The 26,346-nt window shown below is 49.6% G+C and carries 22 protein-coding genes and 1 riboswitch; of the genes, 18 read left to right on the top strand and 4 right to left on the bottom strand.

Going from position 1 to position 26,346, the window contains the following annotated elements; all coding sequences use genetic code 11:
- The first annotated feature begins 12 nt into the window (after nucleotides 1–12).
- Nucleotides 13–1,323, top strand: coding sequence for a replication-associated recombination protein A (locus EYB31_RS00860; protein WP_131011375.1), 1,311 nt, complete (start codon nucleotides 13–15; stop codon nucleotides 1,321–1,323).
- Nucleotides 1,324–2,355: 1,032 nt separating this feature from the next.
- Complete coding sequence (locus EYB31_RS00855) at nucleotides 2,356–3,645, top strand: hemolysin family protein (RefSeq protein ID WP_131011374.1); 1,290 nt, start codon at nucleotides 2,356–2,358, stop codon at nucleotides 3,643–3,645.
- Between the two features lie 56 nt (nucleotides 3,646–3,701).
- Here the strand turns inward: EYB31_RS00855 and mnmA are convergent, their stop codons facing one another.
- Nucleotides 3,702–4,814, bottom strand: coding sequence for a tRNA 2-thiouridine(34) synthase MnmA (mnmA, locus tag EYB31_RS00850; RefSeq protein ID WP_131011373.1), 1,113 nt, complete (start codon nucleotides 4,812–4,814; stop codon nucleotides 3,702–3,704).
- 249 nt (nucleotides 4,815–5,063) lie between these two features.
- On the opposite strand from mnmA, the gene cymR reads away from it, so the two are divergent.
- The 15 genes from cymR to EYB31_RS00775 all read left to right on the top strand — a co-directional run bounded on the left by cymR (nucleotide 5,064) and on the right by EYB31_RS00775 (nucleotide 21,735).
- Complete coding sequence (gene cymR, locus EYB31_RS00845) at nucleotides 5,064–5,483, top strand: cysteine metabolism transcriptional regulator CymR (RefSeq protein WP_131011372.1); 420 nt, start codon at nucleotides 5,064–5,066, stop codon at nucleotides 5,481–5,483.
- A gap of 11 nt (nucleotides 5,484–5,494) precedes the next feature.
- Complete coding sequence (locus EYB31_RS00840; RefSeq protein ID WP_131011371.1) at nucleotides 5,495–6,640, top strand: cysteine desulfurase family protein; 1,146 nt, start codon at nucleotides 5,495–5,497, stop codon at nucleotides 6,638–6,640.
- 197 nt (nucleotides 6,641–6,837) lie between these two features.
- The gene (locus EYB31_RS00835) at nucleotides 6,838–7,359 is read left to right on the top strand and encodes a PRC-barrel domain-containing protein (protein ID WP_131011370.1); all 522 of its coding nucleotides are present in this window, start codon (nucleotides 6,838–6,840) and stop codon (nucleotides 7,357–7,359) included.
- A gap of 9 nt (nucleotides 7,360–7,368) precedes the next feature.
- Nucleotides 7,369–7,569 carry a hypothetical protein gene (locus tag EYB31_RS00830; protein WP_131011369.1) on the top strand — a complete coding sequence of 67 codons (201 nt, stop codon included), beginning with the start codon at nucleotides 7,369–7,371 and terminating at the stop codon, nucleotides 7,567–7,569.
- Nucleotides 7,570–7,750: 181 nt separating this feature from the next.
- Entirely contained in the window at nucleotides 7,751–8,821 is a 1,071-nt protein-coding gene (locus tag EYB31_RS00825; RefSeq protein ID WP_131011368.1) for an AI-2E family transporter, read from the top strand.
- A gap of 162 nt (nucleotides 8,822–8,983) precedes the next feature.
- Nucleotides 8,984–9,125, top strand: a riboswitch (cyclic di-AMP (ydaO/yuaA leader).
- A 115-nt stretch (nucleotides 9,126–9,240) separates the two neighbouring features.
- Nucleotides 9,241–11,073, top strand: coding sequence for an APC family permease (locus tag EYB31_RS00820; RefSeq protein ID WP_131011367.1), 1,833 nt, complete (start codon nucleotides 9,241–9,243; stop codon nucleotides 11,071–11,073).
- A gap of 700 nt (nucleotides 11,074–11,773) precedes the next feature.
- Nucleotides 11,774–14,401, top strand: a complete 2,628-nt coding sequence (gene alaS, locus EYB31_RS00815; protein WP_131011645.1) for an alanine--tRNA ligase — start codon at nucleotides 11,774–11,776, stop codon at nucleotides 14,399–14,401.
- Between the two features lie 96 nt (nucleotides 14,402–14,497).
- Nucleotides 14,498–14,761, top strand: coding sequence for an IreB family regulatory phosphoprotein (locus EYB31_RS00810; protein ID WP_131011644.1), 264 nt, complete (start codon nucleotides 14,498–14,500; stop codon nucleotides 14,759–14,761).
- A gap of 81 nt (nucleotides 14,762–14,842) precedes the next feature.
- Nucleotides 14,843–15,259, top strand: coding sequence for a Holliday junction resolvase RuvX (gene ruvX / locus EYB31_RS00805; RefSeq protein WP_131011366.1), 417 nt, complete (start codon nucleotides 14,843–14,845; stop codon nucleotides 15,257–15,259).
- A 5-nt stretch (nucleotides 15,260–15,264) separates the two neighbouring features.
- Nucleotides 15,265–15,567 (top strand): DUF1292 domain-containing protein, encoded by a 303-nt coding sequence (locus EYB31_RS00800; RefSeq protein WP_131011365.1) that lies wholly within the window; start codon nucleotides 15,265–15,267, stop codon nucleotides 15,565–15,567.
- A gap of 43 nt (nucleotides 15,568–15,610) precedes the next feature.
- A complete protein-coding gene (locus EYB31_RS00795) occupies nucleotides 15,611–15,898 on the top strand; it encodes a DUF1292 domain-containing protein (RefSeq protein ID WP_131011364.1) in 288 nt (95 codons plus the stop codon).
- An 86-nt stretch (nucleotides 15,899–15,984) separates the two neighbouring features.
- Nucleotides 15,985–17,049 carry an endolytic transglycosylase MltG gene (gene mltG / locus EYB31_RS00790; protein WP_131011642.1) on the top strand — a complete coding sequence of 355 codons (1,065 nt, stop codon included), beginning with the start codon at nucleotides 15,985–15,987 and terminating at the stop codon, nucleotides 17,047–17,049.
- 11 nt (nucleotides 17,050–17,060) lie between these two features.
- Nucleotides 17,061–17,990 (top strand): peptidase U32 family protein, encoded by a 930-nt coding sequence (locus tag EYB31_RS00785; RefSeq protein WP_240761984.1) that lies wholly within the window; start codon nucleotides 17,061–17,063, stop codon nucleotides 17,988–17,990.
- Between the two features lie 22 nt (nucleotides 17,991–18,012).
- Nucleotides 18,013–19,293, top strand: coding sequence for a peptidase U32 family protein (locus EYB31_RS00780; protein ID WP_131011363.1), 1,281 nt, complete (start codon nucleotides 18,013–18,015; stop codon nucleotides 19,291–19,293).
- A gap of 375 nt (nucleotides 19,294–19,668) precedes the next feature.
- Nucleotides 19,669–21,735 carry a methyl-accepting chemotaxis protein gene (locus EYB31_RS00775; RefSeq protein WP_131011641.1) on the top strand — a complete coding sequence of 689 codons (2,067 nt, stop codon included), beginning with the start codon at nucleotides 19,669–19,671 and terminating at the stop codon, nucleotides 21,733–21,735.
- 117 nt (nucleotides 21,736–21,852) lie between these two features.
- On the opposite strand, the gene EYB31_RS00770 is transcribed toward EYB31_RS00775, so the two are convergent.
- On the bottom strand, nucleotides 21,853–22,236 hold the full coding sequence (locus EYB31_RS00770) for a GIY-YIG nuclease family protein (RefSeq protein ID WP_131011362.1): 384 nt from the start codon (nucleotides 22,234–22,236) through the stop codon (nucleotides 21,853–21,855).
- A gap of 42 nt (nucleotides 22,237–22,278) precedes the next feature.
- Nucleotides 22,279–22,758, bottom strand: coding sequence for a DUF6530 family protein (locus EYB31_RS00765; protein ID WP_131011361.1), 480 nt, complete (start codon nucleotides 22,756–22,758; stop codon nucleotides 22,279–22,281).
- Nucleotides 22,759–22,928: 170 nt separating this feature from the next.
- Between EYB31_RS00765 and EYB31_RS00760 the strand changes: the two genes are divergently transcribed.
- Entirely contained in the window at nucleotides 22,929–24,794 is a 1,866-nt protein-coding gene (locus EYB31_RS00760) for a peptidoglycan D,D-transpeptidase FtsI family protein (RefSeq protein WP_240761982.1), read from the top strand.
- Here the strand turns inward: EYB31_RS00760 and EYB31_RS00755 are convergent.
- Nucleotides 24,788–26,071 (bottom strand): ATP-binding protein, encoded by a 1,284-nt coding sequence (locus EYB31_RS00755; RefSeq protein ID WP_165452133.1) that lies wholly within the window; start codon nucleotides 26,069–26,071, stop codon nucleotides 24,788–24,790. The two genes, EYB31_RS00760 and EYB31_RS00755, sit on opposite strands and share 7 nt — an antisense overlap.
- Between the last annotated feature and the right edge of the window lie 275 nt (nucleotides 26,072–26,346).

The raw sequence follows: 26,346 nt of genomic DNA, 5'->3' as shown, positions 1-26,346 counted from the left end.
GATCGTGATTGTATGGATTTGTTCGATTTAGCGGCTTCGCGCGATACGTCGGGCAAGCTGCTCGCCGACCGGATGCGGCCGACAACGCTGGATGAATATATCGGGCAGCAGCACATCGTTGGACCCGGCAAGCTGCTGCGCCGCGCGATTGAAGCCGATCAGGTGAAGTCGATTTTGCTGTACGGCCCGCCGGGCACCGGCAAGACGACACTTGCGCATATTATCTCGAATTCAACCAAGGGAGAGTTCGTGAAGCTGAACGCCGTCGACGCTTCGGTTAAAGATGTGCGTGAGGTGATTGAACAGGCAAGGCAAAATAAATCGCTCTACGGCAAAAAGACAATTCTGTTTCTCGACGAGGTGCACCGTTTCAACACGTCGCGGCAGGATGCGCTGCTGCCTGCCGTAGAGCAGGGAATTATTATTTTTATCGGGGCAACAACGGAAAATCCGTTCCATCATGTGAACGGCGCTTTGCTGTCGCGTTCCACGTTGTTTCAACTGGAGGCGCTCACCAAAGAGCATTCCCTGGCAGCGATGAAGCGGGCGCTGGCCGATGGTGACAAAGGCTTGGGTTTTATGCAGCTGAAGGTGGACGACGAAGCGCTGGAGCATGTAGCAAGCATGGCCAGCGGCGATATCCGGCGGGCGTTGAATGCGCTTGAGCTGGCTGTGGTCACGACACCGCCGCGACCGGACGGCACTGTCCATGTGACGCTGGAGGTAGCGGAGGAATCGATTCGCCAGGCGGTCGTCAGGGCCGACGAATCGACCCAATACGATGTGTTGTCCGCATTCCACAAAAGCGTGCGTGGTTCCACCGATGCCGCGTTGTTCTGGTTTTTGTACGCGGTGGAGAAGCTGGGCATGGACCCGATGACATTCCTGCGGCGCTTGATTGTCGCTTGCAGCGAAGATATCGGACTGGCCAATCCGCAGGCCATGGTGCAGGCTGTAACCGCGATGGACGCCTATCACAAAATCGGCTGGCCGGAGTCCAAATATGTGATCGCACAAGCGATCCTGTTTGCCGTCGAAAGCCCGAAATCCAACGCAATTCCTGTCGCTATTTCCCGGGTAATGGAATCGTTCGACCGGATCAAATCGGCGGACGTGCCGCTGCACTTAAGGGATACGCATTATAAAGGGGCGGAGAAGCTTGGCCATGCCGGCTATAAATACCCCCACGATTACCCCGGTCATTATGTGGAGCAGCAGTATTTGCCCGACTCGATCAAGACGGAAAGTTTCTACTATGCCTCAGAGCAGGGCATGGAGGACAAAATCAGGTTAAATCAGGAACGCCGGCGGAAACATAGATAGCCGCGTCCGCTATGCCTGGTGGGGAGGGGTTATCCTCCATGTTGTCAGGTTAGCGATAAATGGCTGGTTTTCACCGGAACCATAACATGCTTGAACGCGGCAAATGAAGCGATTCCGGTTCAACCTTGATTAACGTTGATCTTTGGCTAATTGTCAGTATGGACATCCTCGTGTGTTATGGGTGGTCTCTATGCATGCGAATGTCATGCTCCATCGCTAACGGACAGGCGCGCCGTTATGTGGCAAAAAAATCGAGGTTATCATTTTTAACGGACGTAAGCGCCTTTATTTGCCCGAAAAAGTCGGAGAAACCGCGACGGTAGGCCGAATAAGAGCGCTGGTGTCCGTCCCTCGCAGCAAACCTCAGATTTGGTTTACATTGCAGCGTCCATGTCCGTTAGAGGGAGGCCTCTCCAATGCTGGGGGAGCACAATGGCTGGGGGATGCGCAATGAATCGACATTCTCCCTCAGTCCGTTATCCATCCGGCTGGTTTGTCTGTTCAGATCGGGCCGCGACGCATAAAAGAAGCCTGTGACGATATTTTGGTCCATCGCCTTTTTGTCCTGACAACATTAGGGTTACCTTCTCCGTACGTAATGCGCTGCCACAACTTCAATAAAGCACCTCAAGTTACTTTTTCCACCTTCCGGACTACTCCGCTATCGCCATGTTTCTCTATACAGAGGTGTCAACTTTATACCCGCTTGCGTATGAATGGATATCGTTTACGGCTGCCATATTGCGCCAAGCTGCAGATCTGGATTTCGTTTCAAACAATGGCTGTTAGATCCGAATGAATGTCTCTCATTTGAGCTTCATCTGCCGGTTACGTTGTCACACTCCACTCTCTTGTACTTTTTTAGCGTAAATCGGCATAGAGCCATGCTGCAAAGTAATATTTATGTAGAAACACATACATCGATGTTTCCGCATGCAAAAGCAAGGGAGGTGAACCTGATCTTCCGCTAGGGAGACAGGAAGCTGATTGAGCAGTGACCCGCTACCGATACTTTTTCAGCTAGGTTTGGTCATGCTGCTGGTATTGTTAAACGCTTTTTTTGTGGCGGCGGAATTTGCGATCGTCAAGGTCAAGGAGAGCCGAATTGAAACACTGGCGCAAAACGGCAATCTGCGGGCAAAAATGGCACGGACGATGATCGGCAATATGGATGCGTATTTATCGGCTTGCCAGCTTGGGATTACGTTTGCCTCATTGGGACTTGGCTGGACCGGAGAACCTATTATCGCGAAGTGGCTGCTGGTGCCGTTTGGCTCGATGGGGCTGCCATTACCCGTTGTTCACACGGCTGCGTTTATTATCGCGTTTCTGCTGATTACAGCACTTCATATTACCCTGGGAGAGCAATTTCCTAAAACATACGCGATCCGTAAATCGGAACAGCTTACGCTGCTGACGGCAGCTCCTCTGATCGTGTTCTACAGGGTGTTTTATCCTTTTATCTGGTTGCTGAACGGCGCTTCAGTATGGCTCCTGCAAAAAGCGGGCATTGAGCCGGCTGAGCAGCGCAGCTTGGCGCATACCGAAGACGAAATCCGCACGATGATGAAGGAAAGCAACAAAAGCGGGCTGATTGACAATACCGAGCTTGCGCTTGTTGACAATATATTCGATTTTGCAGACACGACGGCCCGTGAAATACGAATCCCGCGAACAGAGATGGTGTGTCTCTACGCTAATTTGCCGTTTGAGGAAAATAAAACGATCGCTATCTCCGAAATGCACACGCGTTATCCCGTATGTGATCCGGATAAAGACAATATCGTCGGATTCGTGCACATCAAGGACCTGCTGAGAACAGGAGATGATGACGGCCACCTGAAAACATTTGTCCGCCCGCTGATTCATGTCCCCGAATCGATACAGATCAGCAGCTTGCTCAAGCTGATGCAGAAACGGAAGGCGCAGATGGTGCTGCTGATCGACGAGTACGGAGGCACTTCAGGGCTGGTAACATTTGAGGATATCATTGAAGAGATCGTAGGCGAGATTCAGGATGAGTTCGACGAAGAACGGCCGCAGATCGAATTCGTGGAAGAAGGAAGGCATTCTATTGACGGGCGGTTGTTGATCGAAGAGGTGAACAGCTACTTCAGGCTGGAAATCGAATGCGACGATTACGACACCATCGGAGGTTGGATGTACTCGCAAATCGAAATTCCCCCTACACGGAATCAAACGATAGCTCACCGGGGCTTCGAATTCAGGATCGAGGAAACGGATCACCTGCGCATCTCCCGGATTCTTGTCTCCCGCAGAGAGCAGCCCGGTAATCTGGAGGGCGTCACCTTAAGCTCATAAGAAAAAAGCGGGGCCGGCGGCCGGAGCCGCATGCCTCGCTTGTATTCATTCACGTTTCAGTTGACCGGCAGCGCTTCGGCTAACGGCACTGTTTTATGGATGACCGCTCCCCCCAGGCACTCATCGCCATTGTAAAAAACGACCGATTGTCCCGGTGTAACGGCCTTTTGCGGTTCATGAAAGTGAACATCGCAAGTTCCATCGCCATGAAACGTTACGCTTACTCTCTGATCGGGCTGGCGGTAGCGGAACTTGGCCGTGCAGCGCAATTCGCCTTCCGGAAGCGGACCGCCGGCGATCCAGTTGACGTCGGTTGCGGACAACCCTGTCGAATAAAGGCTGGGATGCCGTTCCCCCTGCACCACGTAAAGCACATTGTTGTCCAAATCTTTGCTGGCCACGAACCACGGCTCACCCGAACCGGAACCGCCTATGCCAAGACCTTGGCGCTGCCCCAACGTGTAGTACATCAGACCGTCGTGTGTGCCTTTAACTTCGCCTGCGAACGTGCGCATTTCACCCGGCCGGGCCGGCAAATAGCCGCTTAAGAACTCTTTGAAGTTGCGTTCGCCGATAAAACAAACGCCGGTGCTGTCTTTTTTCTTGGCGGTAGCCAGACCCGCTTCTTCCGCAATGCGGCGTACCTCGGGTTTAGGCAGATGGCCGATGGGAAACATCGCTTTGGAAAGCTGCTGCTGATTCAGCGCATTTAAGAAATAGGTTTGGTCCTTGCCGGCATCGACGCCGCGTAAAAGACGATATACGCCATCCCGCTGCTCGACTTGCGCATAATGTCCCGTAGCCAAATAGTCGGCTCCCAGTTCCATCGCTTTTTGCAAAAATTCGCCGAATTTGATTTCCCGGTTGCACATGACATCGGGGTTCGGCGTGCGTCCCTTGCGATACTCGTCCAAAAAGTAAGCGAACACTTTATCGAAATACTGCTTCTCAAAATTGACCGTATAATAAGGGATTCCGATTTGGTCGCATACCCGGCGCACGTCTTCTGCGTCGTCCTCCGCCGTACAATGGCCAAATTCGTCGGTATCATCCCAATTTTTCATAAACACGCCGATGACTTCATAGCCCATTTGCTTAAGCAATAGCGCAGAAACCGATGAATCGACGCCGCCCGACATTCCGAGCACGACCCGGGCTTTTTTCTCCATGTTGTTTAACCTTCTTTCTTGTAAAGCAGTTTAATTTGTATTATACATTCAATTCATACAATAAGAAAATAGACTTATATTTTAGAGCATTCTGACGAAAAAATAAAATTTTTCATCAATATGTCACTGTTTTTCTCCCACAATAGGATGAATTATGATAACATAGAAATGATACAGAAATGTATGAAATGTTTCTTGGAATTTTGGCAATGCTTGTTATATAACGTACATGAAGATGAGGTGCTAGTTTTGAAGATTTCTACAAAAGGCCGATACGGTTTGACCATTATGATGGAGCTTGCGTCAAAATACGGTGAAGGCCCCACCTCCTTAAAAAGCATAGCGGAAAAACATCAGCTTTCCGAACACTACTTAGAACAGCTTGTTGCTCCTTTGCGGAATTCAGGTCTTGTGAAGAGCATCCGCGGAGCATACGGTGGATATATTTTATCGAAAACCCCTGAGGAAATTTCTTCGGGAGATGTGATCCGGGTACTGGAGGGGCCGATCAGCCCTGTCGATTTTACGGAAGAGGATGATCCGGCTAAGCGTGACTTGTGGGTGCGTATCCGCGATAGTATTGCGGAAGTGCTTGATTCGACGATGCTTTCCGATTTGATTTCTTATAAGGATGAAGGTCAGAACGATAATTACATGTTCTACATTTAAGCGGTGATTTCATGAGTATTTATTTAGACCACGCGGCAACAACTCCGGTACATCCCGAAGTGCTTGATGCAATGCTGCCTTATTATAGTAACAATTACGGAAATGCCTCCAGCACACATAACTTTGGCCGTGCGGCACGTGCGGCGATTCATTCGGGAAGAGACCAGATGGCGGAGCTGCTCGGCTGCCGTCCGAACGAGCTGACGTTCACAAGCGGGGGAACGGAAAGCGACAACACCGCGATTATCGGTATTGCCGAGACGTTGCGGGAAAAGGGCCGGCATATTATTACGACAGCCATTGAACACCATGCCGTGTTACATACATGCGGTTTTTTGGAACGGTTTGGTTATGATGTGACGTATCTGCCCGTTGATGAACACGGACGGATTCGCCTTGACGATTTGGAACGGGCGATCAGGCCGGATACGATTCTGATCAGCGTGATGTATGCCAATAACGAGATAGGAACGATTCAACCGATCGTCGAGATCGGCGAGTTGGCCAGAAGCAAGGGCATTTTGTTCCATACGGATGCCGTTCAGGCGCTGGGTCATCTGAATCTCCGGCTTAACGATCTGCCGGTCGATCTGGCTGCATTTTCCGCTCATAAAATCCATGGACCCAAAGGTATCGGCGCGCTTTATGTCGCGGGGCATGTTCAGGTTGCTCCGCTGCTGCACGGCGGGAATCAAGAGCGAAAGCGACGTCCGGGAACAGAAAATGTTGCAGGCATAGCGGGTTTTGCCAAAGCGCTGCAAATTTCGATAAAAAATATGTATGAAATGCAACAAAACTTGGAAAAACTACGTCAAGTAATGGTAGATGGGCTTTTTTCCGAGTTGAATTCGGGTTTTGTCGTTAACGGAGATGCCGCGAACCGGGTGCCGCATATTTTGAATGTCAGCTTTCCAGGCGTCAGCACGGAGACGATGTTAATGAATCTGGATCTTGAAGGAATTGCGGCCGCCAGCGGTTCTGCTTGTACTTCCGGATCGCTTGAAGTATCGCATGTGCTGAAGGCGATGCGACTGCCGGAGGACGTCGTTTCCTCCGCCGTCCGGTTCAGCTTTGGCAGAGACAACAACGAGTTTCAGGTTCAGGAAGCCGTGCATAAAATTGCAACCATTGTGCGGCGAATCCGTAATACTAAGTAGGCTTTTAACTTGTGCTTGCAAGTCAGTCAGCATCATGTTATGAAGCCGGCTCTCCAATGGAATAACCCAGATGACCCTTGCGAAGTAAGCTTTCCTGCGGAAAGCTCAGTAGTGCTTACGAAGTAAGTTTTCCTGCGGAAAACTCAGTAGTGCTTACGAAGTAAGTTTTCCTGCGGAAAACTCTTAGGAGGGCTATCATGCGCAAAGCGCGTGACGTGATAGGCCTGCCGGTCATCAGTGTGGATACCGGCAGACAGGTTGGCTCCGCTCAAGATTTATTGCTTGATGAAGAGTGGAGAATTGGGGCGGTTTTACTTGCGGGGAAGATGTGGTTTTCTTCGTCCGCTTATGTCGAATGGAACGATGTGCTTGCCTTAGGGGAAGATGCGATTACAATACCAAGTGAAGATGTTCTGAAAACGGCGGATGAGGAGCTTTCGTATTTCTCTTTGGTTGGGGGCCAAAAGAAATTAAAGGGGCTTCCGGTAATTACCGTTAACGGGCAGCAGCTCGGCATTGTGGAAGATGTATATTTAGAAGAGCAAATGGGAAAACATGTAATAGGTTATGAATTATCCGAAGGTTTCATTACCGATTTGAGGGAAGGACGCAAATGGCTGCCGATTCCCGAATCCGTTATATTGGGCGAGGATGCGATCGTCGTTCCGGTCCGCTGCAACGAGGAGCTGGAAGAAATCTTCGTATCTAAAGAAGAATAGGGTGATATTATGGTACGTTGTCCAAACTGCAATTCCAAAGATATTGGCAAAATCGGTTCCCACCAATTTTACTGCTGGGGCTGTTTTATCGAACTGACCATAAATGGTGATAAAATGTCCGTCTTTCAAGTTGAAGAAGACGGCACGTTGAGCTCTCTGGACGATTTGTTTTTCGCCGAAGAGGAAATGCCGCAAGTCCACGCCAACTAACGTTGGCTTTTTTTTTGCCCTTTTTCCGGGTACGACGCCAGACGATTGCCGAGCTCCCGGCTGTCCTTTACCATATATATTTGGCATCCGAACAGATTATGCGGGTGCGGGATTAATTCGGACAGGTTGTACATATACTGTTACAAGAGGCGGAATCCGGGATAAGAGGGAGGCGGAGGAAATGGAGCGGTTTACGAAAAGCCATGCGTTTGTCATCTTGGTTTATGTGCTGCTTGGCTTGCTGGTTTTGTTCATGCTGCTGCAGATCAAACCGATCATCAGCGCCGTGTATACGTTTCTTAAGGAGATTTTGACTCCTTTTATTATCGCGATGATTATTTCGTATGTGCTTAATCCGGTCGTCACCTTGCTGAATTCCCGAAAGGTGCCTCGCACGATCGCCGTGCTTCTAATTTATGCCGTTTTTATTACATCAACGACGGTCATTCTGATGAATATGATCCCGATGTTTATGAATCAGCTGCAGCAGCTTAACGCCAGTATGCCGGAGATGGCGATGAAAGCGCAAAGCGTCGTCGACAGTTTGGACGATTTCAAGTTTTTGCCGGATAGCGTGCGGGAAGGGATCAACAACTCGCTGGCTAAGCTGGAAGACGGGATCTCGGTGATGATCTCGGAGCAGATCCGCGGGATCGGGAATACGATCAATGCGCTGTTTATCGCTTTTATCGTGCCTTTTTTGGCATTTTACATTTTAAAAGATTTTCAGCTTATTGAAAAAACGGTGCTTGCCATCGTGCCGAAGCAGCAGCGCAATCATACGACCAAACTGCTGGTCGATATTGATACGGCGCTTGGCCATTACATCCGCGGGCAGTTTCTCGTTTGCGTCATTATCGGCGGGCTGGCTTATTTGGGGTATTGGCTGATCGATATGCCGTACCCGCTGCTGCTTGCTTTTGTCGTAGCGGTATTTAACATCATTCCATATATCGGACCGTTTTTCGGCGCAGCGCCGGCCCTTATTATGGCTTCTACGGTGTCTTTTAAAATGGTGCTGCTTGTTGCGATTGTCAATTTGACCTGTCAGGTGCTGGAGGGGAACGTCATTTCGCCCCAGGTGGTAGGCCGCTCGCTGCACATTCATCCGCTGGCGATTATCTTTGCGCTGCTGGTAGGCGGAGAACTGGCGGGAATTGTCGGTTTGATTTTGGCGGTTCCTTTGTTTGCGGTGGTGAAAGTGATCGCTCAGCATGTTTTTTGGTATTATGTACACCGCCGGCCGTTATAAATTGCAATATCGGCCAATTGACCCCGATAATCGATGAAATCGTAAGAGTGAACTTCATGTAAACGCTCTATTCCAATCAGCTAACCATCGCGGCAGATAATGCCGCTTTTTTTCATGTTTTACTTTAGGCTTCGCTCAGGATACACTAAATCAGCAACTGAATATGCGAATACGCTGAATTTCCTTAACGGAAAATGGGGGAACCATGAACTTCGGGGTGAATCGGATGCATCAAGCATTCGTAGAGCAGCTTCTCACGGCTCGAATCCGGCAGCTAACCTCATAAGCGCACGTGAGAAGGATAGAGCAACCCGGGTATTTTTAAACCGGCACAAGGCCTAGCCTTGTGCTTTTTTTGTTGTGCGTTCATTCTCGCTGTGTATTCAGGCAACACTAAGAAGAAAAAGGAACGGGATGGGATGGCTACACGCACGTTAAAAAGGCTGTTGTTTGGTAAACCGCTGAAATCCAGCCAAATGGAATCGGAGCGGATGCCGGTATGGAAAGGGCTTCCGATCTTATCTTCCGATGCGCTTTCTTCCGTTGCTTACGGAACGGAGCAGATTTTGCTTGAGCTCGCTACTGTGGGAGCGGCGGTATTTTATTTTTCATTGCCGGTTGCGATTTCGATTATTGTGCTGATCGGCATACTGGTGATGAGCTACCGCCAAGTGATCGATGCTTACCCGCAAGGCGGCGGCGCCTACATGGTGGCCAAAGAAAATTTAGGTATGGTCTGGGGCAGATTAACCGGCGTTTCTTTGCTTATCGACTATACCTTAACCGTAGCGGTATCGGTATCCGCGGGGGTGCAAGCTATTACATCGGCTTTCCCTTCTACGGTGCCTTATATTGTTGAAATCGCCGTATTTCTTGTGTGGGTGATGGTTTGGCTTAATTTGCGGGGAACTTCAGAATCCGGCACCGTTTTTGCAATCCCTACTTATTTTTTTATCGGCTGTATTGTGCTGCTGCTTGGCAAAGGGGCATGGGATCTGCTGACCGGCGCCCAGGCGGTATCCGTTGAATTGTCACCCCCGTCCGTCGTACCGGATGCGTTAACCTTGTTTGTGCTGCTGAAAGCATTTTCCTCGGGCTGTTCGGCAGTTACGGGAGTGGAGGCGATTTCCGATGCGGTGCCGCATTTTCGCACGCCTTCTACGGTCAATGCGAAACGCACGCTGCTGATGCTCGGCACACTGCTTGCAATTATCTTCGGCGGCGTCACGTTGTTGACGCTGGCTTACGGCATCGCTCCCGATCCGAAGGGCCACACGTCGGTGCTTTCAATGGTCACAGAGCACGCATTTGGCCGCGGCGGCATGTATTACGTTACTCAATTTGCGACGATGCTTATCCTGACACTTGCGGCCAATACGAGTTTTAACGGGTTCCCGATATTGGCATCCATTATGGCGCAGGATAAAAACTTTCCGCGTATGTTCGCGAATCGGGGGGACCGCCTGGCTTATTCCTACGGCATCATTACGCTTGGCGTATTGGCTTCGATTCTGCTTACGTTGTTTCACGGGAAGACGGACTCGCTTATCCCGCTGTACGCAATCGGAGTGTTCTTATCGTTCACCTTGGCCCAGAGCGGTCTTGTGCTAAAGTGGTCGCGCGAAAAACCGCGCGGTTGGACCCGCAAGCTGATCATTAACGGTTTGGGCGCAATGGTGTCGTTAGGTGTGCTTGTGATTTTTTGCGTAACCAAATTTTTGGCGGGGGCATGGATCGTCATTGTGCTCACACCGGTCCTGCTTCTGTTTATTTCGAAAATTTATCGCCATTACGAAGGTGTCGCCGATCAATTGCGGATTTGCTTGGATATCCCGGTGTTTCAGACGGAATCGGTCATTATCGTGCCGGTTGCCGGTATCCATCGGGTCGTTGCGACGTCCATTTCATTTGCCAAGTCGCTTTCTCCGAATGTAGTCGCTTTTTACGTAACATTCAGCGAAGAAGATGAAAAACGGATGATGGAGAAATGGGAACAGTGGAACCCCGGTGTAAGACTGGTCGTATTCAGATCGCGGTACCGGGCGATCATAAAACCGCTGCTTGAATTCATCGACCGGATCAATACGCATGTTGAGGAAAAGCAGAAGGTCATGGTGCTTCTGCCCGAATTCATCACTCATAAATGGTGGCATCGTCTGCTGCATAACCAATCGGGAAGGCGCATCCGCTCCAGACTGCTGAAACGCCGAGATATTATCGTAGCGACGGTTCCTTATCATTTGCAGGAGTAAAGCGTAGTTCGTTCTCGGAATAAAAACAAAACCCCACCGGTTGCGGCCGGGGGGCTTTGTTTGAGGTTTTATGAGGTTTGAGGGATTATCGAAAATGAAAATCATTATCACTGAAATTAGTGTAATATAAATGAGAATCGTTGTCAATAAGGAAATGAGCAGTTTTTTCTGCTCGCAATCTTAAGAAGAATTGAGCCGAAAGTTGACATTGCATCGAAGAAAAGTTTATAATTTCCTTTGAAATAACTGCATACTGCCAAAGTGTTGAAGAAAACAAATTAGGCCATAGTCCGTTATTGCAGAGAGAAGGTTTCGGATGTGCTGACTGTCTAATCACAGTTATCGTTTCCGGCTGCGAAAACCTTTATAATGAAGGATGGCTGAAGCTCTTTCGGAGCGCGGGCTACAAATCCCGCCGGGTGGAACCGTTATAAGTCCGATCAAGGAGATTGTGCCGGCTGATGGCCGCGCAATAACAAGGGTGGTACCGCGAATCAATTCGTCCCTGCATATGCAGGGACTTTTTTTGCTAATATCGGGGTGTAGGATGTAGACAGCCCCATGCGAATGCTGCAAGGAAAGCTTCAGTTGGAGCACAAATGCTACATTATATAGAAGCTTTTCATGTTGACGCATGAATTTCAATAAGCGAAGCCGGTATACAATCCGGCACTAAATACATTAGGGGGTTCCTATGATGATGAAAGCAGCAGATATCCGCAGAAAATGGCTTGAGTTTTTTGCCGAAAAAGGACATAAGATCGAGCCCAGCGCTCCGCTTGTGCCGCATAACGATCCGTCGCTCTTATGGATCAACGCCGGTATGGCGCCGCTTAAACCTTACTTCGACGGACGTGTGGTCCCGGAAAATCCGCGGATTGCCAACTCTCAGAAGTGCATACGCACCAACGACATCGAAAATGTAGGCAAAACACGCCGGCACCATACGTTTTTTGAAATGCTCGGCAATTTCTCCATCGGCGATTATTTTAAGGAAGAAGTTATTCAATGGGCATGGGAATTTCTGACCGACCCGAAATGGATCGGCTTTGACCCGGAACGCCTTTCCGTTACAGTGTATCCGGAAGATACGGAAGCTTTTGATTTGTGGAACCAGAAGATCGGTTTGCCGGCAGAACGCATCTATAAGCTGCAGGAGAATTTCTGGGATATCGGGGAAGGTCCGTGCGGCCCTTGTACGGAAATTTTCTATGACCGCGGCGACAAATACGGCGACTTGAACGACCCGGAATGCTGGCCCGGCGGGGAAAACGAGCGTTTTCTCGAGGTGTGGAACCTCGTATTCTCGCAGTTCAACCACAACAAGGACGGCAGCTATACGCCGCTTCCGCAAAAAAACATCGATACCGGTGCGGGGCTTGAACGGTTTGCTTCCATTGTACAAGATGTCGATTCCAACTTCGACACCGACTTGTTCCAGCCGATTATCCAGGAAACTTGCCGTCTGGCCGGCGTGAAATATAATGAAAACATCGAAACCAACGTGGCGTTAAAAGTCATTGCCGACCACATTCGGACGGTTGCTTTCTCCGTAGGCGACGGCGTGTTGCCTTCCAACGAAGGCCGCGGCTACATTATCCGCCGTTTGCTGCGCCGCGCCGTCCGTTATGGCAAAGTGATCGGCATGGAAAAGCCGTTTTTGTACCAATTGGTCTCAATCGTCGGCGATGTGATGGGAGAATACTACCCCGAAGTCGTGCAAAAACGCGAGTTTATCGAAAAAGTGATCCGCACCGAAGAAGAACGTTTCCATGAAACGTTATCGGACGGATTGGCCATTCTCGGAGATATGGTTTCCCGCGCCCGTGCCGCAGAATTAACGCAAATATCCGGTCCGGATGCGTTTAAACTGTATGACACGTACGGTTTTCCATTCGATTTGACGGAAGATTTCGCTGCGGAAAAAGGCATGACCGTCGACCGCGAAGGTTTCGATCAAGCGATGCAGGAGCAGCGCAACCGTGCGCGCAAAGCCCGTCATGAATCGGAAAGCATGAAGGTACAAGGCGGTCCGCTTGCCGATTTTACGGTTAAAAGCGAATTTGTTGGTTATACTGAATTGGTAACAAGTGCTAAAGTGATTGCGATTGTGCATGAAAATGAATTTGTCGATCTGGTCGGAACCGGCGAGACTTGCCAAGTCATACTCGATCGTACGCCGTTCTACGCTGAAAGCGGCGGACAAGTCAGCGATCACGGTGAGATGACAAGCGGCAGCTTGAAGCTGAAAGTCGAAGACGTCGGCAAAGCGCCTCATGGCCAACACGTGCATACGGTTGTTGTGGAAGCGGGCGTGCTGCGCAAGGGCGAGCAAGTGGAAGCGGCAGTATCCGCCGAACTGCGCCAGGACATCGTGAAAAATCATACCGCGACACATCTGCTGCATAAGGCGCTGAAGGAAGTGCTCGGCGAGCACGTCAACCAAGCCGGCTCGCTGGTTTCGCCGGAACGTCTGCGTTTTGACTTCTCGCATTTTGGCAGCATTACCGCAGAGGAACTTCAGGATATCGAGGAGCGGGTAAACCGCCAAGTATGGAACGGCATTCATGTCGACATCACGCTCAAACCAATCGCAGAAGCCAAAGCAATGGGCGCTATGGCCTTATTCGGCGAGAAGTATGGCGACGTGGTGCGTGTTGTGCGTGTCGGCGACTACAGCTTGGAGTTGTGCGGCGGCTGCCACGTGCAAAATACGAGCCAAATCGGCTTGTTTAAACTGCTCGGCGAATCGGGCATCGGTTCCGGCGTCCGCCGGATCGAGGCAGTGACCGGCCGTCACGCTTACCGCTTCCTGGAGCAGCAAATGCAGCTGCTGCGCGAGTCTGCAGTTTTGCTGAAGTCCAACATTGCCGATGTGCCGAAGAGAATCGACGCTTTGTTCGGACAACTGAAAGAATTGTCCCGCGAGAACGAATCGCTGCGCGGCAAGCTGAGCAGCATCGAAGCGGGCTCCTTGACCGATCAGGTTAAGCAGGCAGGCGAAGTGTCCTTGCTTGCTGCGCAGGTGAACGCCGCCGATATGGATTCGCTGCGCAATATTATGGACCAGATGAAAACAAAACTTGGCTCGGGTATTATTGTGCTGGGAGCTGCCGTCGAGGACAAGGTTAATCTTGTAGCGGGCGTAACTCCGGATCTCGTATCCAAAGGTTACCATGCCGGGAAAATCATTAAAGAGGTTGCGGCGCGTTGCGGCGGAAGCGGCGGGGGCAAGCCGGAAATGGCTCAGGCCGGGGGCAAGGACCCGTCCAAGCTGCAAGAAGCGCTGGCCAGCGTAGAAGATTTGGTCACGGCAGGTTCCCGTTAAAATATTACTGCTTGTAAGAGGAATCTTAAGACAAAGAGCGAATATATAAGCAAGGAGCAATACTTGGGTCGAATGCTTACGGAATGGGGTGCTGCTATGAGTTCCATGGACAAAACAATGAAGTTTAATGTGAAAGCGGAAGAAATCGAAACATCACCCAAAGAAGTGATTTTGACCGTTTTTGACGCTCTGCAGGAAAAAGGGTACAACCCGATTAATCAAATTGTCGGGTATCTGTTATCCGGCGATCCTGCTTACATTCCGCGTCATAATAACGCCAGAAGCATGATCCGCAAACGCGAGCGCGATGAATTGATCGAGGAGCTTGTACGTTCCTATTTGCAGCAGCATAAATCGTAACCTGCGGTTTACGGTCACAACTTCAATAAACCGCCTGGGTTGCGGCAAGCATGTACGTTTTATTTGGTCAGGAGATTATAGATGAGATGGATGGGACTGGACTACGGGGATAAGACCATCGGCGTCGCGTTAAGCGACGAATTGGGTTTCACCGCGCAAGGACTTGAAGTGATTCGGCGTAAAAGAGACGAACCCGATATAAACCGCATCAAAGAGCTGGTCAGGCAATATGAAGTTACCGAAATTATTGTCGGACTGCCCAAAAATATGAACAATACGATTGGCCCCCGCGGAGAGCTATGCATCGCTTTTGCGGAAGGACTGAAAGAAGAACTGCAGCTTCCCGTGCATATGTGGGATGAACGCCTTACGACGGCCGCCGCTGAGCGTACGTTGCTCGAAGCCGATGTGAGCCGAAGGAAACGCAAGTTGGTCATCGACAAGATGGCCGCGGCTATTATTTTGCAAGGTTATATGGATTATTCTAAGAAGAGGTGAACGGCATGGCTAAAGAAGAATTGCTTAACGAGGAAGAACCGGAAATCATTTTTATTCCGGACGATGAAGGAAATGAAGAAGAGTTCGAAGTCATCATGAAATTTGAGGTGGACGGCTCGGACAAAAAGTACATGATGGTTGTCCCGGTAGAGGGCGACGAAGAATCCGACGAGGTATACGCCTTCCGTTATGAAGAAGACGGCGACGACCTGCAGTTGTACACGATTGACGACGAAGAAGAATGGAATATCGTCGAAGAGACGTTTAACACGTTGATGGACGAAATGAATCAGGAGGATGCGGACTAACCGCATCCGAAAGAGAGGTTATAAGTTGTATTCGCTCGCAGATATGAAGGAAACGAATCAGTTGCGCTCCCAGTACGGAGATGATATTATTTTATATGATGAGCAAGATGAATCAACCGTATACCGCATATTGGCCGAATTCAAGCTTGGAGAACAAGGCTATGCGGTCATTCAGTCCGATGAACTGAAGAAGGAAGAGGAAGTTGCTATCTTTAAAGTTTCCGTCAAGCAGGATGGAGAGCTTGAATTGGAGACGATCGAAGACGACGATGAGTGGGAGACGGTCTCCGAGCTTTATGACGAGATGACCTTTCCAGCGGATATCGAGTAGTTCTACTAGCGAAAAACTGCCGAGCGGACGTTAATCTCCGCTCTTTTTCGTTTTCGCCTAAGAAGGAGCGTTAAGACGAGTTGAATATGCATTACCGAGCTTCCAGAAGAGCAAACAGGATATGGATTGCGGCGCTTGCTGCAATGGCCGTTGCCGGTTTTCTAATCGGAATCGGTCTGTACCTTGCCAATGCTTTAAAGCCGATGCCGGAAGGCGGGGCCAACGTGCAATTCGAGATTTTGCCGGGAACCGGATCGGCCGGCATCGCAAAGCAATTGGAGAAGCAAGGGATTATCCGCAATGCCGCCGTTTTTACGTATTACTTGAAATATGTCGGAGAAGGCGCCAAGTTTCAGGCCGGCAAGTATGAGATGGCTTCCGGCATCACCGCCGCTCAAATTATCGATAAGCTGAATAAAGGGCAGACCGTAAAAGAAGAGACGTTCCGCTTAACCGTTCCCGAAGGGTTTACTTTGCAGCAAATTGCCGACAAGGTAAGCGCGCAAACCGGCATCGAAGCGAAGACGATTATGCAAGCAGCCGATCAACCTGACGCGTATGCCGCCAAATCGCTGCAGGGGATCCCCAATAACCCGGGAATCAAGCACCGGCTGGAAGGTTATCTGTTTCCCGACACCTACGAATGGAAGAAAGACGCCAGCGTGCAGGAAATGATAGATCGCATGACCGGTGAGCTCGATTCGAAGCTGGAGCAGCTTCCGCCGGATTGGCCGCAGGTTATGAAAGCGAAAGATTTGGACTTTCACCAATTGCTGACGGTCGCTTCCTTGATTGAAAAGGAAGTGGTTCTGGATGAAGAGCGGCCGCTGGTGGCCAGCGTCATCTATAACCGGCTCGGCAAAAAGATGAATTTGCAAATCGATGCGACGATTCAGTATATGCTCGATAAACCGAAGGAACGGCTGCTCGAGAAGGATCTGCAGCTCGAAAGCCCGTACAATACGTATTTGCATGCCGGTTTGCCGCCTGGGCCGATCGCTAGCCCAAGCCTGAATTCCATTCGCGCCGCGCTGTATCCGGACAACACGCCGTTTTTATTTTATGTGACCAAAAAAGACGGCAGCAAAGGCCATCTGTTCGCCAAAACGTTTGATGAGCATTTGAAAAATAACGCTGCAAGCAAAAAATAGGAGTGACCGTTTTGAAAAAATCCGAACTGCTAATACCCGCAGGATCTCCCGAGGAGATGCTGCGTTATATCGAAGCCGGAGCCGATGCGGTTCAAGTGGGAGAACATCGTTTTGGCATGCGTCTGCCGGGAGAAATCAAGCTGGACGAATTGGCCGTGGCGATTCCTGAAGCACATGCCAAAGGCGCCAAAGTGTACGTGGTCGTCAACAATATTATAGACAACGATACGGTGAGTTTGCTGCCGGAATATTTGCAGAAGCTGAAGGAACTGCAAGCCGACGCAATCGTGTTTGGCGATCCGGCCGTGCTGATGGCGGCAAGACAAGCTGCGCCCGGGATTGCCTTGCATTGGAATACGGAGATGACTTCTACCAACTATGCAACAGCCAACTATTGGGCCTCCAAAGGAGCGTCCCGGGTCATTTTGGCACGCGAGCTGAACATGGATCAGGTGCTGGAGATCAAACGTCATGCCAAGCTTGAAGTGCAGGTGCAAGTGCACGGAACGACCAATATATATCATTCCAAGCGTTCGCTGCTCGTTAATTATACGGAACACCAAGGCGCCGGCAAGAAAAAGTCGGAGCTGGGCGCAGATCAAGGGTTGTATCTTATCGAAGAAGAGCGCCGCGATGAGCGCTACCCGGTGTATGAAGACATCAATGGCACTCATATTATGAGCTCGGATGATATCTGCATGCTGGAAAGTGTGCATGAGCTGCTGGAAGGCGGCGTGGACAGCGTGAAGATCGAATCGTTGTTAAAATCGGTCCGTTATAACGAAACGGCGGTGCGCTGCTACCGTTCCGCCATCGATGCTTATTATGCGAATCCGCAGCAATATTCGTTTGACGAGGGGCTGCTGGAGGAAATTCAAGCGCTGCAGCCGAAAAACCGCGAGTTAAGTTTCGGCTTTTTCTATAAAGAGCAGGTTTATTAATCCAAGGGAGGAGTGAGAACAAGTGCAGACACTAACAAGGGATGAGCTGCTCGGCAAGCGAGTCAAGCTGGAGAAACCGGAGCTGCTTGCGCCGGCAGGGAGTTTGGAAAAACTGAAGTTCGCCGTTCATTACGGTGCGGACGCGGTATATATCGGCGGCCAACAATACGGACTACGCTCTAATGCGGACAACTTCTCATTTGAGGAAATGCGCGAAGGCGTAGAATTTGCCGCCAAATACGGAGCTAAAGTATTTGTCGCAACCAATATATACGCGCACAACGAAGATATCGAGGGGTTAGAGGACTACTTGCGCGGCATTCAGGATGCGGGAGTCGCCGCGATTATCGTGGCCGACCCGACGATTATTGAAACATGCAAAAGAGTCGCTCCCAAGCTTGAAATTCACCTCAGCACCCAACAGTCGACCATGAACTGGCAGGCCGTTCAATTCTGGAAAGAAGAGAACGTCGACCGTGTCGTTTTGGCGCGCGAAGCGACGATGCAGGAAATCGTCGATATCAAAAAACATGTGGATATCGAGATCGAAGTGTTTGTCCACGGCGCGATGTGCAGCTCTTATTCGGGACGCTGCGTGCTGTCGAACCATTTTACAGACCGCGATTCGAACCGCGGCGGATGCTGCCAATCGTGCCGCTGGAAATACGATTTGTTTACCGGGGAACCGGCAGGCGAAGATCAGACCGAAATTCAGGATATTCGTGTGTTTGATGAAGAAGAAGAAGCGTTTTCCATGAGCTCCAAAGATTTGAGCATGATCGAGCATGTGCCTGAATTGATCCGTTCCGGAGTAGACAGCTTCAAGATCGAAGGCCGGATGAAAAGCATTCATTATGTGGCTACGGTTGTGAATGCGTACCGGCAGGCCATTGACGCTTATTTTGCCGATCCGGAAGGTTATGAGCTGAAACGGGAATGGCTCGACGAAATTCATAAAGCGGCCAACCGTCCGTTGAACACCGGCTTTTTCTTCAAAGAACCGGGGCATGAGGAGCATATTTTCGGACCGGAAGACAAGCCGATCAATTACGATTTCACCGGTCTTGTCGTGGAATATGACGAACAGTCGGGTGAAGTGCTCGTCGAGCAGCGCAATCATTTCAAGCCGGGACAGGAAGTGGAGTTCTTCGGTCCGAACGGCACCTTCTTTAAGCAAAAGGTCGGAGAAATCCGCGATACCGAAGGCAATGTGCTTGACGCGGCCAGACATCCGCTGCAGCGGATTCGGATGAAGGTCGAGCAGCCGGTGAAACCTTACGACATGATGCGCAAGAAAAAATAGTTAATTTGAATTAGAAAGCTCTTTCCAAAGTCTTAGGAAGGAGCTTTTTTTACGCAAAAAAATGGGTCTAAAGATTGGAGGATATTTCGGTTGGTTGTCGAATCTATTGTATAATACATAATTTGCTAAAATATGTTGATTTCTGTTCTTCTTGCAAAAAAGATTTGGAGGAGTTTGCTACAATGTGTCGAATTTAGTAAATAAAGTGTTAATACTTTCGGCCTTGAGCGCATCCTTAAGTAAAAAACTGACATTAATACATACTGGGCGGTGACTTTTTTGAACGGAAAAGGCAATAACAAGTTGGATAAGTTGAAAGATGCTGTAAGCAAGGTGGGGTCTAAAACGAAGCTGAGCAAAAACGATTTGCAAACGATGGGACAGTCGATGAAGGGCATGCGCCTCGAAAATCCGATAAAGTCGGTTGGCATGAAGCTGTTTGTCACGTTTTTCGTCAGTATTTTGTTTTTCGTTTTGGCAGTCGGGATGATTTCCTACAACATTTCCAAAGGGGTTATCCAGAATAAAGTGGCGGAAGCATCGGAGCAGACGATCACGCAAGCCGGACAAAAGCTGGATTTGCTTTATGGCGTGTTCGAAGATCTGTCTTTGCAAATTATGCTGGACAATGATTTAAAAACGATGCTGTCACAGATGGATTCCGTAGACAGAACTTCGTATGACTTCTTGCAATTCAGACAAAAGCTTGGCGACAAGCTGAATGTGTTCATTTACTCCAATAAAGCGATCAAAGCCTTGCATTTATATAAGTCCAACGGGGAAACGATAACGATTTCGGGAGCCTCCGGATCTGCAACCGGCACAGTCGCTAATGAAGATTGGTTCAAGCGGACCGTTGAGGCGAACGGTAAAGCTACTTGGCTTGAAACCAGGGTAAAAGGCTTTAATGAAACCGCAGGCAACAGCGGCATGGTATTTGGTCTGGGCCGTGTGTTGAAATCGACAACTTCCAGCTCCGTTCAAGCCGTTATGCTGATGGAAATCGATCTGGACGCAATCGGCAAAGAGATCGAACAAATCAACATGGGCGACGGCGGTATGACGTCCATTGTCAACGGCAAAAATCAAGTCGTCTACCAGAAGGACAATACGCTGCTCGGAAAACCGTCTACAACGCCATTGCCCGAAAGCGTACTGACAAGCGACGACAATAAAAACAGTTATACGGACGATAAAAACGGGCTTCAGCTCGTGTATTATAAATCGGAGAAGACCGAATGGTATTTGCTGGGCGCGATGCGTGTAGAAGAACTGGTTAAAGACGCCAAGAAGATCAACTACATGACGTGGCTGCTTGCGTTTATCGCAGCGATCGTTGCGGTTATTATCGGCTTTTTCGTAGCGCGTATGATTGGGCGTCCGATCGTCACGATCCGGAACTTGATGAAAGAAGGCGAGCAGGGGAATTTGACCGTTCGCACGACAATTACGCGACAAGATGAGATTGGCCAGCTTGGAGCAAGCTTTAACGAGATGATGGAGAAAATTACGCAGTTGGTTAAACAAACCAACGATTCGGCGAAGGAAGTATTGACAACAGCGGTCGATTTGTCAGATGCTTCGAAGAAAACCGCTTCGTCCGCCAAGGAAATCGCTATCGCAACGGAAGAAATCGCTAACGGCGCATCCAGCTTGGCCGTCGAATCGGAACGCGGCAATGATCTGACCGCACAAATCGGTATGCAGATGCAAACGGTGGTGCAATCGAATGTGGATATGGGCAACGCTGCATCCGAAGTGCATAAATCAAGTGAGCAAGGTATTCAGTATATGTCCGAGCTCATCCAGAAAACAAACAAGACGGAACAGATGACACGCTCCATGGTGGAGAAGGTCGATAAGCTGAAAGAAAGCACACGGTCGATCCGCAAAATCCTGGAAGTGCTTAACAACATCACCAAACAAACGAACATTTTGTCGTTGAATGCTACCATCGAAGCAGCCCGCGCAGGCACCGCCGGCAAAGGATTTATGGTGGTTGCCGACGAGATTCGCAAGCTGGCTGACCAGTCCCGTCAATCGATTGCGGTTGTAGGCCAAATTACAGAGACGATTCAAACGGAAGTTGATGAGACGGTAAACGTATTGTCCGCGGCGTATCCGATCTTCAAAGAGCAAATTGATTCGGTGAAAGAAGCCGATGAAATATTCAAGCAAGTGCAGGGCCAAATGGGCGGATTTATTCACCAGTTGGAAGATGTAACGGAATCCATTCAAACGCTGGATAAATCGCAGCTCGTATTGTCCGAAGCCATGTCCAATGTCAGTGCAGTAGCGCAGCAATCTTCCGCTACATCGGAAGAAGTTGCTTCGCTCAGCAACGAGCAGACAAACATCAGTTCAGGGCTCGTCAGACTGTCGGAGAATCTGGAGTCGTTGTCCAATTCGCTGCAAGAGTCGTTATCGAAGTTTAAAGTGTAATAACCAAACGGCACGGTTCGAACATTGCAGCAGTGGGAAAACAAAAACGGGGTTGTCCGGAAAATCAGTTTTCACTGATTTCCGGAAGCCCCGTTTTTATGGAATTTTAAAAAGCTCCTATCGCTTAGGCCTGTTGTATCCATTGTCCCCATAAGGCTGGAGTTTATCCAGCCATAATTCCAGCAGCGTCTTGACCTCATCCCGGTATTGTTTTAACTCGGCTTTGTCGGTGATGATTTCCTCTTTGGGTTTGATCCGGTCCAATTCCTCAAATACGAAGCAATCGCCGCCGTACGTATTCCAATCGCGTTGCAGCTCAATGATCGTATTCAGTTTCGTTTGTTTCATGAATTCCAAACGGTTTCGTGCGCCATCCAGATCCATTGTGCCGTCTACGTATAGTTTTCCGTTTTCGGTATTGCGTATTTGATAGACGCCCATGGAGCGAAAGGTTTGGGCGTAAGCGGTGGAAAGCTCTTTCTTCTTCTGTTTGTCAAGCATTCTAAAAACCTCCTTGTTGCTTTACTTGGCTGGTTCGGTGAATTAATAACCAAGTTCTTTTAAGATTCCGGACAAGGTACGCAATCGTTCGCCGATCAACTCGTCGTCATCGCTGAGAGCTTGACTGAAGAGTTTGATATCTTCGTTAATTTTCTCATTATCCGTGCATACGGCAACGGTCATCGCGTCTCCCTGCAATCCGACACGGTCGATCACAGGGTTCTGAGGGTCGTATAAATGCTCGTATTGATAAGCTTCACGAAAATGCGCCAAACTCCGGGACACAAGAATGGCTAAATCAAGCACACGGTGAAGAGGAAGTTCTTCGGATTGCCGGGACCATTTCTCTCCGGTATATCTCCATACTTTGGCGGAAATATCGACCTTGCCCCTGTCATTCCATTGAGCGAGTCCTAGCGAAATGCCCTTGGCATCGGAGTGGCCGACGTATCTGCCGTCCACTTGGTCGTAATTTTCGGAAACAATAACAGGTTTATGTTTTAATGTAGTTGGTATTTTCATAAAAGCATCTCCCATTCGATTATTTATTACTAATTTACTAAATTACTAACGACACAAACAATCATACCTCGACGATGAAAGCAAGTCAATATGGATGAATGAGGGATTCGCTGACGATCACGTTTTGCCCATAGGCCAACAGGATATACTGACATGTAACAGGCGGTAGTGTGTCCATTATTGCTTATGGAAATGATAAAGGGGCGGCAACGGTGCGGATTGACCCTACAATACGGCAAAAACGAATATTTATCGGCCTGCTGTGCATTGCATTGCTGTTATTTGCCTTGGTTATTCGGCTTTTATATGTTCAGCTTGTGGCTTCCAGAAGTTTGACCGATCATAAAGTTGATTTGGTCGCAAACTCCGTGCTGCAGCGGGAGGGTGGAATGATTCTCGATAGCGGCAGAGGAGACTTCTACGACCGGAATGGCTATCCGCTGACAGGAAATCCATTAAAGGTGCTTGTTGTGTTTCCCGTTGAAAAAGATTTTCGAGGAAATCGTGAGCAGATCGCAAGTTTGTCCAACATTCTGCATATTCATTCCGAAGAATGGGAGCGTTTTGTCGCACAGCTGGACATTCCAAAAATATGGACAGGCCCCTCCGCCGATATCGGAGCATCGTCCCGTTCGCCACGCCTTCCCGTTCAGCTTACAGAGCCGCAAATGGCCCAGATCGAATCGCTCCACTTACCGAATTTGCGAATCGCCGAATATAAGCAGCGCTACACCGGCAATCAGCTGGCACGCCACGTCATCGGATTTATCGGGCAGAACCCCGATCGGATCACGCAACAATTTGTCGACCAATTCCATAAAGGAGAACTGCAGTTAACTAGCAAAATCGGCGGCGCGGGTTTGGAAAAAACGTTGGAGCCTTGGCTGCAAGGCATCGGGCCCACTTCGATTTCCTTATTTACGGACGCGCAGAAACGTCCCCTTGACGGGTTGGCTTCCCGCATGGTGTCCCCCAACAACGAGTATTATCCGGTTAAAGCATTCACGACGTTAAACGCCGATATTCAACAACGTATAGAAACAATGATGGACAAGCTGCATATAAAAGAAGGTTCGGTCGTCGTTCTGGATGCGGCTAATGCCGACGTTGTTGCGATGGCCAGCAGACCGCAATTCGATCCGCAGCAGATTGACCTGACTACAGGCGACTGGGCGAACAGAGCGTTAAAAGCGACGATTCCGGGATCTATTTTTAAAACGGTCGTTGCCGCGGCGGCGTTAGAGGAGAAAGCAGCTTCACCCGACGAAGTGTTTGACTGCGAAGGGGCGCTTGGCAAATACGGCTTTACTTGCTGGAAGAAAGATGGGCATGGGCTGATTACTTTCCGCGAGGCGTTTGCCGAGTCGTGCAATATCGTCTTTGGCAAGCTGATGGAACGTTTGAACGGCGAGCAGCTTGAGCAGTATGCCCGGAAGCTAGGGCTTGATGCGAGAGTGGGCTGGAGCGGGACCTTTGCCGGTCAAAGCGGAATTCAGCAGTGGGATGCGGAGGAGGGCGGGCAAATTTTTGCACAAAACACGCCGAAAAACGATCAGGGAGTGTTGATGCAATCTGCGATCGGACAACGGGATGTCCGCGTCACCCCGCTGCAAGCAGCTAATATGGTCGTTACGCTGTTGAACAAGGGGGAGGTCAAGTCGCCCCGGATCGTCGAAAGCTTGCGTTTTCAAAACGGCCGCTTGATGGATAACTTTGCTTTGCATACACTGGCATCCCGTTCCAACGGCATTTCAGCTGAAACGGCAGGCCGCCTCCTGGAGTGGATGAACGATGTGGTTGACCACGGGACGGCGACCGCTCTACAACAAGCGAAGTGGCATCTGGCCGGCAAATCGGGAACCGGGCAAGTGACGACCGGACCAGGCGAAACGGACAATCAATGGTTTATCGGTTACGGTCCGGTGGAACAGCCGAAATACGCGGTTGCCGTTGTTGCTGAAAATGTGCCGTTAGGAGCAGGCAACAAATCGCTTTCTTTGTTCAAAGAGGTGATGAACGTGCTTGCCGATCAGTGAAAGCTGGCCGAACCAGAGGCCGGAATGGAGATGGAGAAGCAGGTTCCTTTGCCGACCTCGCTGATTACTTCGATTTTCCCGCGCATCAAATGTATGATCCGGTATGCCATCATCATGCCAAGACCGGTGCCTTTTTGCGTTGTGGAATAATGGGGGGTGCCCAATCTGCCGATTTCCTCCTGGGTCATGCCGACACCATGATCGATCACGTCGATGCACACCCGCTGATTTTGAAGCGTTCCCACAATAATCAGCTTGCCGCCTTGCGGCATCGCTTCAATCCCGTTTTTGACGATGTGGCTGATGCTTTGGGCCAATTTCTCTCTGCTGGCAAAGACCGTCAGCTTTTCTTCGAGGAACATCTCTATAGCGACATGATGCAGCTGCGCATAACTTCGGAGCTGGGCTCCCGCCTCTTCCAGCAGCGTTTTGGCGTCGAAAGTCTCTTGAGTCTCGAATTGCGGTTTAGCGAAAGACAAGTAATCTTTCACGATGCTTTGCGCTTTATCCACTTCCTCTAAGGCAAGCCGATTAAACAGTTGTTTCTTTTCATCGGGAATGCCGGTTTGCTTCATCATTTGCAGAAAACCGCTTGTAACCGTAAGCGGGTTAAGAATTTCATGGGCAAACGAAGCGGCGAGTTCGCTGAGTACATTGATTTTTTCCGCTTGCAGCTGGGATTCGTGTTGTTTTACATTTTTTCGAATTTGCTCGATCACCCATACGGCGGTGCTTGCCGCTGCCATATGTAAAATCGAAAACAAACAAAAATAAGGAACGAAATAAGTATCGAAGGCTGCTCCGGTCCAAATGGTCCTGATTGTCGCCTGCAGCGGGACAAACAAACTTCCGACAAAACAGACAACCCCCGAATATAAAATGCGCCGGGACGGTTCCAGCCGCCTTAAGCCCCTGCTGAAGACAATGTACAACATAACGTTGATGCCCAGCGAAATCACCCAAGCGTAAGCGCCGGCGCCTCCAAGCAGGAGCCGGTATGCGACGAGAACGGCGGTCACAAGCAGCCCTGAACGGATACCTCCGAATAAAAAACTGATAAACAACGGGACAAATCTCAAGTCGTACATATACCCGGGTGTAAACGAAAAAGGACACAACATGCACAGGATAGCGGTTATTGTGCAGAGGATAGCGATTCCATAAGGACTCGACAGTTTGCCGGAAATCGTCTCTTTATCATTGCGCAATAAATGGTAAAGCATGATCGGGGTTATATTAATTAACAAATTGTAAACAAGCTGGTTTATAAAGGCCATAAGCGCTCCTGTCATTTCCGTTGTATACTTTTGTAATTAATAAATTCGACATAAATGCTAAAAATCCTACAATATACTCGTTTTTTAGGCAATAAGGCGCAGGCACCGTGTATTTTTGTGTCGTGACGGGGAGTTTAAGCTAATTAAAGCGCTAAAGCGCATGTGAAACTTTCTGTACGGATGAATGGCGGAAGAAAATAGGAGAAGGAGGGGACTGGCATTTCGGGAGAAAAAACGACCCTTTGATGTAGCAGAGGGTACGGGGGCGTACGCCC

The organism is Paenibacillus thalictri, assembly GCF_004307995.1.
GTDB lineage: Bacteria > Bacillota > Bacilli > Paenibacillales > NBRC-103111 > Paenibacillus_AF > Paenibacillus_AF thalictri.
The sequence above is the reverse complement of the archived record's forward strand: the minus strand, read 5'-3'. Positions and strand labels throughout refer to the sequence as shown.